Annotated in this window: 9 protein-coding genes; 2 read left to right on the top strand and 7 right to left on the bottom strand. The window is 74.3% G+C overall.

Annotated features, from left to right (window positions below; translation table 11 throughout):
* Positions 1–1,256 precede the first annotated feature (1,256 nt).
* Positions 1,257–1,577 carry a GroES family chaperonin gene (locus PSD17_RS03715; protein ID WP_013678573.1) on the bottom strand — a complete coding sequence of 107 codons (321 nt, stop codon included), beginning with the start codon at positions 1,575–1,577 and terminating at the stop codon, positions 1,257–1,259.
* A gap of 224 nt (positions 1,578–1,801) precedes the next feature.
* Positions 1,802–2,992, bottom strand: coding sequence for an ATP-binding protein (locus PSD17_RS03710; RefSeq protein ID WP_013678574.1), 1,191 nt, complete (start codon positions 2,990–2,992; stop codon positions 1,802–1,804).
* A gap of 210 nt (positions 2,993–3,202) precedes the next feature.
* Here PSD17_RS03710 and PSD17_RS03705 point away from each other — a divergent pair, with 210 nt between their 5' ends.
* A complete protein-coding gene (locus tag PSD17_RS03705) occupies positions 3,203–3,835 on the top strand; it encodes an SIMPL domain-containing protein (protein WP_049803566.1) in 633 nt (210 codons plus the stop codon).
* On the top strand, positions 3,832–4,404 hold the full coding sequence (locus PSD17_RS03700) for an Rv1733c family protein (protein WP_339121546.1): 573 nt from the start codon (positions 3,832–3,834) through the stop codon (positions 4,402–4,404). The genes PSD17_RS03705 and PSD17_RS03700 overlap by 4 nt, the downstream gene beginning before the upstream one ends.
* Before the next feature lie 436 nt (positions 4,405–4,840).
* Here PSD17_RS03700 and PSD17_RS03695 read toward each other — a convergent pair whose 3' ends face one another.
* The 5 genes from PSD17_RS03695 to PSD17_RS03675 all read right to left on the bottom strand — a co-directional run bounded on the left by PSD17_RS03695 (position 4,841) and on the right by PSD17_RS03675 (position 9,624).
* Positions 4,841–5,461, bottom strand: a complete 621-nt coding sequence (locus PSD17_RS03695; RefSeq protein WP_013678577.1) for an FxsA family protein — start codon at positions 5,459–5,461, stop codon at positions 4,841–4,843.
* Positions 5,462–5,530: 69 nt separating this feature from the next.
* The gene (locus PSD17_RS03690; RefSeq protein WP_445260988.1) at positions 5,531–6,922 is read right to left on the bottom strand and encodes a dihydrolipoamide acetyltransferase family protein; all 1,392 of its coding nucleotides are present in this window, start codon (positions 6,920–6,922) and stop codon (positions 5,531–5,533) included.
* A gap of 23 nt (positions 6,923–6,945) precedes the next feature.
* Positions 6,946–7,920, bottom strand: coding sequence for an alpha-ketoacid dehydrogenase subunit beta (locus tag PSD17_RS03685; protein ID WP_339121543.1), 975 nt, complete (start codon positions 7,918–7,920; stop codon positions 6,946–6,948).
* Position 7,921: 1 nt separating this feature from the next.
* On the bottom strand, positions 7,922–9,169 hold the full coding sequence (locus tag PSD17_RS03680) for a thiamine pyrophosphate-dependent dehydrogenase E1 component subunit alpha (protein WP_013678580.1): 1,248 nt from the start codon (positions 9,167–9,169) through the stop codon (positions 7,922–7,924).
* A 239-nt stretch (positions 9,170–9,408) separates the two neighbouring features.
* Positions 9,409–9,624, bottom strand: coding sequence for an antitoxin (locus tag PSD17_RS03675; RefSeq protein ID WP_013678581.1), 216 nt, complete (start codon positions 9,622–9,624; stop codon positions 9,409–9,411).
* Between the last annotated feature and the right edge of the window lie 23 nt (positions 9,625–9,647).

Here is a 9,647-nt window from a genome sequence, read left to right as displayed (position 1 = left end):
CCGACGGGCGCCCGCCCCGCCGCGGCGGGTTCGGCAGGAGCCGTCCCTGGCGTGACGGGCCGGGCGGACGCGGGCGCCGCGGCGGCATCGGCGGATCCCGGCCCCGCGGCAGGTTCTGCAGGGACGGGCTCGACGGTCGCGGCCCCGGTCGTGGCGGACACCGGTCCAGCGGGCCGCTGTGTGGCGGCGCCGGCGGACGACCCGACGGCTCCGACGCCGGCAGTCCCAGCGGCGCCCCCGGCGGCGGGCCCGGCGGACGACCCGGCGGGTGCGGACCCAGCCGGCCCGGAGGAGGACCCGGCGGCGGCGGACGCACCGGAAGCCGACCCACCCGGCCCAGCGGTGCCGGGTCCGGCAGCGGCTCCGGCGGAGGCTTCAGCGGCGGCCGACCCAGCGACCGGAGACCCGGCGGCCGAAGACCCGGCCGCAGCAGACCCCGCCGGCCCGACCGACGATCCGGCGGCAGCGGACCCGGTGGGGGCCGACCCACCCGGCTCGGCCGAAGACACGGCGGCCGTGACTCCAGCGGCAGCAGACCCACCGGACGCGGCCCCGGCCGGCCCGGTCGAAGAACCGGCGGCAGCCGACCCGGCAGCGGATCCACCCGACCCGGCGGTGCCGGACCCGGCGGTGCCGGACCCGGTCGCAGCCGGCCCAGGAGCGGCGGGTGCCGGGGTGTCGGCGGTCGGGGCGGGAGTGCCGTCCCCGGCCGTCGTCGCGGCGGCGGACTCCGCGGTGACCGCGGCCCGAGCGTCCGGCGCGCGGTCGGAGGCGGTCGGCTCCGCCTCGTCAGCAGGGGCCACGGCGGGCTCGGCGGCGCCGGTCGGCGTAGCGAATGCCGGTCCGGCGGCCGCGGACGCCCCGGCCCACGCGGCCGCGGCTTCCGAACGGCCGTCCTCGTCGGGCGTCGGCGCCCCGGTGGAGGGGCCGCTCACCGCGGGGGCCGCGGGTGTCGCGTCCGCGGCGGGGGCGGCGGGCTTCTGCGCGGTGCGCGCGGCCGCGTCGGCCCCCGGCACCATCGCGACCACGGGCGACGCGGGACCCCGCGACGAGGCGTCCTCGGGCGGGGCGCTCACCGTTGCCGACGTGGACCCGCCGTCGGACGGTGTGGGCGACGCGAACAGGTCGTCACCGGACAGCGGCGCGGTCGGGCCGGCCTTCGTCCGCGTGCTGTCACCGTCGACCGCGGGCTCGCGCTCGGCCATGAACTCCGTCGTCCCCTCTTCACCAGATGTGGTCGGCCCGCGGGCCGGGCGTCACAGGTACAGACCGGTGCCGTGCTCGGCGCGCTCCGCCGCGACGGCGTGCAGGTCGCGCTCGCGCAGGATCAGGTACGAGGAGCCCTGCACCTCGACCTCGTACTGGTCCTCGGGGTTGAGCAGGACACGGTCCCCGACCTTGACCGTCCGTGCGTGCTGCCCGACGCCGAACACCTCTCCCCAGACGAGCCGCTTCGCGACCTGCGCCGTGGCGGGGATGACGATGCCTGCGGAGCTGCGCCGTTCGCCCGCACCCTCGACGACCCGGACCAGTACCCGGTCGTGGAGCATCTGGATCTCGAGGCGTGGGTCCGGCACCGGGCAGATGCTACGGGTCACCCCATCCGGGCCATGTGCGGGATCCGGCGTCCGCGACGTTCCGGGCGCAGGGCCCGAACCTGAGAAAAGAAAGAACCCCGCGGGGCTGCCAGGTCGGGGGTCCGACAGCACCACGGGGCTGTACAGGGAGTCGGTCGGGCGGGCCCTGGCGTTACACCGGTTGGCCCGACTTCGAGGATTCACTCGTTCGGCGTAACTAACTCTCAGGTTTGGGTCAACAGATAGCGACCGAAGTGCGGCACGGTGAAGGCGATCTGACCACGCTGCGCCGAGAACACGAGCCCCTTCTTCAGGAGGCTGTCGCGGGCGGGCGAGAGCGAGGACGCCCGACGTGCCAGATGGTCGGCGATACCCGATGTGACGACGGGCTCGTCGCGCCCCTCCGACAGCTCCGCCATCGCCCGCAGGTACTCGCGCTCGGCCGGGGTGGCCCGCTCGAACCGCGACCCGAAGAACCCGACGGCCAGCTCGGCCTCGGCCTCCGGCGCGGCGACGGCGACGTCGCGACGGCCGATGGGGTTGGTGGGCGCGGCGTCCCACGCGGCCTTGCCGTAGGCCTGGATGAAGTACGGGTAGCCGCCGGAGCGCTCGTAGAGGGAGTCGAGGGCCTCACCGTCGAACGCGGCGTCCTCGCGCCGCGCGGGGGCCAGCAGCGCGGTGTCGGCGTCGACGCGGTCGAGCCGGCCGATCCGGCTGTAGGTGAACAGGCGCTCCGAGTACGACTTGGACGCCGAGAGGACGGCCGGCAGGTGCGGCAGTCCCGCGCCGACGACCACCAGCGGCGCCCGCGACTGCGACAGCTCGTGGCAGGCGGCGCAGAGTGCGGAGACGTCGTCGGGGCGCAGGTCCTGCATCTCGTCGATGAACAGGGCCACGCCGGTGCCCACGTCCGCGGCGAGCTCGGCGACCTCGGTGAACAGCTCGACGAGGTCGATCTCGATGTCGCCGGAGTCGGCGCGGCCGTTCTTGACGGGGACGTCGATGCCCGGCTGCCAGCGGTCCCGGAGCTTGGCGCCATCGGGCGCGGCCCGCAGCGCGAACGCCTTGAGCACCCCGAGGACCTCGTCGACGCGCTCGGGGTTGCGGTGCCGGACGGCGAGGTCGCGGATCGCACGGTGCAGCGCGGCAGAGAGCGGGCGGCGCAAATCGGCGTCGGGGCGCGCCTCGATCTTCCCCGCGCCCCAGCCAGCGCGGACGGCCATGGACCGCAGCTCGCCGAGCAGGACCGTCTTCCCGACGCCGCGCAGCCCGGTGAGGACGAGGCTGCGCTCGGGACGTCCGCGTGCGACGCGCTCCAGGACGATCTCGAACGCGTCGACCTCCTTGTCCCTTCCGGCGAGCTCGGGTGGGCGCTGTCCGGCTCCTGGGGCGAAGGGATTGCGGACCGGGTCCATGGATCGGACGGTATCCGGCTGTCTTGGGCCGACCCTAGATTTCGCTATCGAGCCCGATGGCGTGTCGCCGATCGCCCCGTCTACGCATTTCTAGTCGAGATCCGAGAGAACTGGATACGGGCGGATGGAACGTGGCCGATCGCACTGTCGAGGGCAGTATCACGGATCTGCTAGACGCCGTGATACGAGCTGATCCGGCAAACTGGGGTCGTGGGGGATCCGCAGATCGTGACGGTGGGGACGGGCTGGCACGAGCAGCTCGCCGACCGCGCGGAGATCGACGTGTCGTTCGCCGCGACGAGCAAGGACCGCGCCTCGGCCGTCCGGGACCTGGGGCGCGCCGTCGCCGTGGTGGAGCCCGTGCTCGCGAAGGCGGGCGTCGAGGTGCGCGGCCGCAGGCTGCACGTCGGCACGGAGTGGCGGGGCCGCAAGCAGTCGGGCGCCCGCGCCTCGGAGGACATCGCGCTGCGGATCACCGACCTGACGGTGCTGGAGGACGTGCTCGGCGCCCTGCTGAGCGCCGAGCCCGCCTCGCTCGACGGGCCTCGCTGGACGCTCGCCGATCCCGCGGCCGCGCTCGTCGCGGCCCAGCACAACGCGGTGGCCGACGCCCGGACCCGGGCCGAGGGGTACGCCGGGGCACTGGGCGCGGCGCTGGGCGCACTCGTCCAGCTGACCGAGGCCGACCACAGCGGGCCGGCACCGATGATGATGCGGGCCGCGGCGTTCGACGCCGCCGCCCGTGGCCAGGTCGACGTCACGGAGCTGGGGCTCGAGCCCGAGCCGGTCCGGGTGAGCGCCCGCTGCACGACGACGTGGGCGCTCACCACCCCGCAGCCGTGAGGACGCCCGATGCGGGCCTGCGGCGCCCCACCGACCGTGCCCGGACCCGGCTGCGCCGCATCGTGCTGTCGGCCGCGGTCCTCGTCGTGCTGCTGGCCGTCCCCGTCGGGATGCTGGCCCACAACTGGGAGCAGAAGCGGTCCGCCACCGCGGCCGCGACGCTCGCCCCCGTCGCCGCGCAGATCGTCACGCCGGCGCAGACCGCCGACCCCACGCTGCAGAGTCCTCCGGTCGATCCGGTCGGCGCGGCGCTCACGTCGTCGACGACCGTCCGCTACGTGGCCCCCGACGGGCGTGTCCTCACGACGGTCGTGCCCTGGGCCGCCGACGACCCGGCACCGATCACGCTCTGGGTCGACAGGTCGGGCACACCCGGGGAGCCGCCGAGCTCGCCGGGGGTCGCCCGCAACGTCGGGATCGCGCTGGGAATGGCGTGGATCGTCGTCGCGCTCGCGACGCTGTTCCTCGTGTTCGTGACTGTCCGTATGCGACTCGACGAGGTCGACAGCGAGCAGTGGGACCGCGAATGGGCGCGTGTCGAGCCGCTGTGGAGCGGTCGAATCCCCTGAGCCGCCCCGATGGGGTGAACAACGCGCGTCGACTGGAATTCTCGCGTCCAAACGATGGACACTCGAACGGCCTAATCGCTGCACGCCGACATCCGGGGTCCCCCGGATCGGGAAGGGGTGCGATTCGATGAGCCGCCGCCGCGCACGACACCGCCTCCATCGCTCCACCCGGGCCGAGATCCGGCTGCGACCGAACGACCGGCCTCACGACCGTGGCGCGGGCCGCCGCGGGCCCGTCGCCGTAGTCCGCGCACTGCTGGCCGGCACCGTGGGCCTGCTCCTACTGACGGGTACGGCCGTCGGGCTGGCCCACGCCTCTCAGAACGACGCTCCCGTTCCTGCCGCGTTCGTGCAGGACCGCTGACCTTCTTCCGGTTCGCGCCGGCCGCGCCGCGACGGGCCGGCCGGCGCGGACGCCGCGCCCGCGCGGGCCGGGTCAGCTCGCCCTGCCGACCGCCCCGGACGGGCCGTCTCGCCGGTCGTCGACACGGTCGGCCGGGTCGCCGGGAGCGCCGTCGACGACGGTCCCCTCGACCACCTCGCCGACCACCTCGCCGACCACCTCGCCGTCGACGACCGTGCTGCGGGGGAGCGTCCGGACGACGCCGCGATCCGCGGCACCCTCGCCCCCGGCCGGGTTGCCGTCGCGGCCGACGACGTCGCCGTCGACGACCGGGCCCTCGCCGTAGATCCGGGCGCGCTGCAGGTCCGGGTTCGCCCGCTCGGCGGCCCGCACGAGGCGGTTGCGCACGAGCTTGCGGACCGGCGGCACGAGCAGCAGCAGGCCGGCGACGTCGGTGACCAGTCCGGGCACGAAGATGAGCACGCCTGCCGCGGCCACGAGCATCCCGTCGGTGAGCTCGGCGTGGGCCACCCGACGGTCGCGGACCGCCTGGCTGAACGCCTGGGCGGCACGCAGCCCCTCACGACGGGCCAGCGCGATGCCGATGATCGACCCGGCGAGCAGGACGAGCAGCGTCGCGCCGACACCGATCCACGAGCCGAGCGCGACCAGCGCGACGATCTCGACGACGAGGTACAGCAGCACGTACGGCATGTCCGTCCAACGAACGGGATGCCGTCCGCGTGCCCGATTCCGGTAACGACCGCGATACGGTGCGTCAGGTCACCAGGTGAGCGCGACCCCCGGGTCCTCCAGCAACGCCCCGACGTCGGCGAGGAACCGGGATCCCTGTTCGCCGTCGACGAGCCGGTGGTCGAACGACAGCGAGAGCTGGCAGACCGTCCGGACCGCGAGCTCCCCGTCGACGACCCACGGCATCGGCTTGATGGCGCCGACCGCCAGGATCGCCGCCTCGCCCGGGTTGATGATCGGGGTCCCCGTGTCGACGCCGAACACCCCCACGTTGGTGATCGTGAACGTGCCGCCGACGAGGTCGGTGGGCGGGGTCTTCCCGGCCCTGGCGGTCTCGGTGAGCTCGGACAGCCCCGTCGCGAGCGCGCGCAGGTCGAGCAGGTCGGCGTCGCGGATCTTGGGGACGATCAACCCGCGCGGGGTCGCGGCGGCGATCCCCAGGTGCACGGCGCCGTGGTAGACGATCTCTCCCGCGTCGGCGTCCCAGGTCGCGTTGATCGCCGGTGTGCGCTTCGCCGCCAGGCACACGGCCTTCGCGACGAACGCCAGTGGCGTCAGCTTGACGTCACGGAACTCGCGGCCCGCGCGCAGCCGGTCGCGCAGGTCCATGGTCGCGGTGACGTCGACGGACAGGAACTCGGTGACGTGCGGAGCGGTGAACGCCGACGACACCATCGCCGCCGCCGTCGCCTTCCGGACGCCGCGGATGGCCTCGCGCCGGTCCTCGCGGCCGACCGCGGGCCCTGCCGCGGCCGCCGGCTCGGTGGCGGGGGCCGCGGTGAACGCCTGCACGTCGTCGCGCGTGATGACGCCCCCGGCGCCGGTGCCCGTGACCTGCCGGAGGTCGACGCCGAGGTCGCGGGCCAGCTTGCGGACGGGCGGCTTGGCCAGCGGGACGAGGTCGCCCCAGGGATCGGCGCCCGGCGTCCGAGCGGGGCCCCCGACCGACGCGGGTGCGGCCTGCGAGGGCGCCTCGGGGGCGGGCGGCTCGACCTCGGCGGGCGCGACGGCGGCGTCGGCGAGAGCGGCGGGCCGGGCCGCCGCGCCCGGGGAGCCACGGCGCGGACGCCGCGCCACGGTCCCCTGCCGCGGGCCGTACCCGACCAGCGTGGCGATCCGCCCGTCGGCACCCGCCTCGCCGATCTTCGCCCCGCCCTCGTCCGACGGGGACGCCGCGGCGGCCGGCTCGGGCGAGCCGGCCTCGGCGGTCTCGATGGCGATGATCGGGGTGCCGACCTCGACGGTCACCCCCGGCTCGGCCAGCAGCTCGCCCACCGTCCCCGCGTACGGGGACGGCAGCTCGACGACGGCCTTGGCCGTCTCGATCTCGACCAGGATCTGGTTGACGGTGACGGTGTCGCCCGGGGCGACCCGCCAGCTCACGACCTCGGCCTCGGTCAGCCCCTCGCCGACGTCGGGCATACGGAACTCGCGGCGCACGTGCGTCACCAGGCCTTCGAGCGGTCGACGGCGTCGAGCACCCGGTCGAGGTCGGGCAGGTAGTCGTCCTCGCACTTGGAGGGCGGGTACGGGGTGTCGAACCCCGTCACCCGCAGCACGGGCGCCTCGAGGGAGTGGAAGCAGTCCTGCTGGACGCGGGCGGCGACCTCGGCCGTCACCGAGCTCTCCGACGGCGCCTCCGAGACGACGACGAGCCTGCCGGTCCGCCGCACGGAGTCGTAGACCGGCGCGAGATCGAGCGGCGAGAGCGCCCGCAGGTCGATGACCTCGAGCGACGTGCCGTCGGCCGCCGCGGCCACCGACGCGTCGAGGCACGTCCGCACGAGCGGCCCGTACGTCGCGACCGTGACGTCGGTGCCCTCCCGCAGCACCCGCGAGCGCAGCAGCGGTGGCGGGGTGGCGTCCGGGTCGACCTCGGCCTTCTCCCAGTACCGGCGCTTGGGCTCGAAGAAGATCGCCGGGTCGTCGGTGGCGATGGCCTGCTGGATCATCCAGTAGGCGTCGGACGGGTTGGAGCACGCGACGACCTTCAGCCCCGCGACGTGCGCGAACAACGACTCGGGGGACTCGCTGTGGTGCTCGACCGCACCGATGCCGCCGCCGAACGGGATGCGCACGACGACGGGCATGGGCACCTTGCCCTGCGACCGGAAGTGCACCTTTGCCAGCTGGGAGACGATCTGGTCGTAGCCGGGGAAGACGAAGCCGTCGAACTGGATCTCGCACACCGGCCGGAACCCGCGGATAGCGAGCCCGACGGCGGTGCCGATGATCCCGGACTCCGAGAGCGGGGTGTCGAGGACGCGCTGCTCGCCGAAGTCCTTCTGCAACCCGTCGGTGATACGGAAGACGCCCCCGAGCTTGCCGACGTCCTCACCCATCACGAGCACCCGCGGGTCGGCCTCCATGGCCTTGCGCAGCCCGTCGTTGAGGGCCTTCGCCATCGTCAGGACGGCCATGTCAGACCTCCCCCTCCGCACCGACACCCGAACCCGCGAGCGGCTCGTCGGCGAACGAGGCGTGGTAGGCCAGGAACTCCTCGCGCTGCGCCTCGACCAGCGGCGACGGCTCGGCGTAGACCTCGGAGAACATCCGGTCGGGTGCCGGCTCGGGCATGGCGAGGCAGAACTCCCGCAGCCGGGCGGCGAGCTCGTCGGCCTCGGCGGCGACGCCGTCGAAGAACTCCTGCCCGACGCCGTGCTCGCGGACCAGGTTGACGCGCACGCGCTCGATGGGGTCCTTGAGCTTCCAGAGTTCCAGCTCGTCGGCGAGCCGGTACCGGCTGGGGTCGTCGGAGGTGGTGTGGGCGTCCATCCGGTAGGTGAACGCCTCGATGAGCACCGGCCCGTTGCCGCTGCGGCACTCCTCGAGCGCCCAGCGCGACACGGCGAGGCAGGCGATGACGTCGTTGCCGTCGACGCGCACACCGGGGAAGCCGTACCCGCGGGCGCGCTCGTGCAGCGGCACCCGGGTCTGGCGCGACAGCGGCACCGAGATGGCCCACTGGTTGTTCTGGCAGTAGAAGACGACGGGCGCGTCGTACGCGGCGGCCCAGACGAAGCCCTCGTGGACGTCGCCCTGCGAGGTGGCGCCGTCGCCGAAGAAGCACATCGTCGCCTCGTCCGGCGAGCCCTCGGGGGCGCCGTCGCCGTTGCCGACCCGGCCCTCGAAGCGCTGACCCATGGCGTAGCCGGTGGCATTGAGGCACTGGTTGCCGATGACGATCGTGTAGAGGTGGAACCGCTTCTCCAACGGGTCCCAGCTGCCGTGGTCGGTCCCGCGGAAGATGCCGAGCAGGTCGGTCGGGTCGATGCCGCGGCACCAGGCCACACCGTGCTCGCGGTAGCTCGGGAAGACCATGTCGGTGGGCAGCAGCGCGCGGCCGGCGCCGATCTGGGCGGCCTCCTGGCCGAGCAGCGGGACCCAGATGCCCAGCTGGCCCTGGCGCTGCAGGGCGTTGCCCTCGCGGTCGGCCCTGCGGACCAGGACCATGTCGCGGTACAGCGACGTGAGCGCCTCGACGTCGACGTCGTCGGCGTAGGCGTCGAAGCGGGGGTCGGAGACCCGCTCGCCCTCGGGGGTCAGCAGCTGGACGAGCTCGGGACCGCCCGCGTCGGTGCCGCGCAGGCCGGCGAGGACCTGTTCGCGGTTGGGACGGGACCGGGGATCGGCCGGGTTCCAGGCCTGGGGACGATCAGAGACGGACACGGTGCCTCCTCGCGCACGGCCGCCCGGCCCGCTCGTGGCGACAGACCCGGACGGCACCGGGCCCCGCCCCGGTGAGGGCGGGCGACCCGGCACTCGACGATGCTGGTGCCACGATCCTGGCACGCTGCGGGGCCGCGCCGCAGCACACCGCACCACAAGATCAGTGGCCGGATTGTGGCGGACGCGCAACGTCCCGCGGCGGCCGTGCGGCCGTCGCGGGACGGGTCACCGCTGGTCGGTCAGACCTGGGGTCCGGGCCGCTGGATCCCGGCCGCGCCCTTGACCTTTCCCGCGACACCGCTGATCTGGCCCTTGTACTTGCCCTTCGTCTGCTTGTCGACGAACTCGGCGGCCTGGTCGACGTAGCGGCCGGCCTTGTCCGGGTTCTTCCGGGCGTACCGGCGCGCAGCCTCGGCGGCCCCGCCGATCACGGCGAGCTTCTTCATCAGCCCCATCGTGGTCCTCCTCGTTCGGGTGT

Origin of the sequence: Pseudonocardia sp. D17, from assembly GCF_036984265.1 — a bacterium.
In the GTDB taxonomy this organism is placed as follows: Bacteria; Actinomycetota; Actinomycetes; order Mycobacteriales; family Pseudonocardiaceae; genus Pseudonocardia; species Pseudonocardia benzenivorans.
The sequence above is the reverse complement of the archived record's forward strand: the minus strand, read 5'-3'. Positions and strand labels throughout refer to the sequence as shown.

What these genes read in the sequence shown, in the direction of transcription:
- PSD17_RS03710 (WP_013678574.1), bottom strand. Translation starts at nt 2,992, where the DNA reads ATGGACCCGGTCCGCAATCCCTTCGCCCCAGGAGCCGGACAGCGCCCA.
- PSD17_RS03695 (WP_013678577.1), bottom strand. Translation starts at nt 5,461, where the DNA reads ATGCCGTACGTGCTGCTGTACCTCGTCGTCGAGATCGTCGCGCTGGTC.
- PSD17_RS03690 (WP_445260988.1), bottom strand. Translation starts at nt 6,922, where the DNA reads ATGCCCGACGTCGGCGAGGGGCTGACCGAGGCCGAGGTCGTGAGCTGG.
- PSD17_RS03685 (WP_339121543.1), bottom strand. Translation starts at nt 7,920, where the DNA reads ATGGCCGTCCTGACGATGGCGAAGGCCCTCAACGACGGGCTGCGCAAG.
- PSD17_RS03675 (WP_013678581.1), bottom strand. Translation starts at nt 9,624, where the DNA reads ATGGGGCTGATGAAGAAGCTCGCCGTGATCGGCGGGGCCGCCGAGGCT.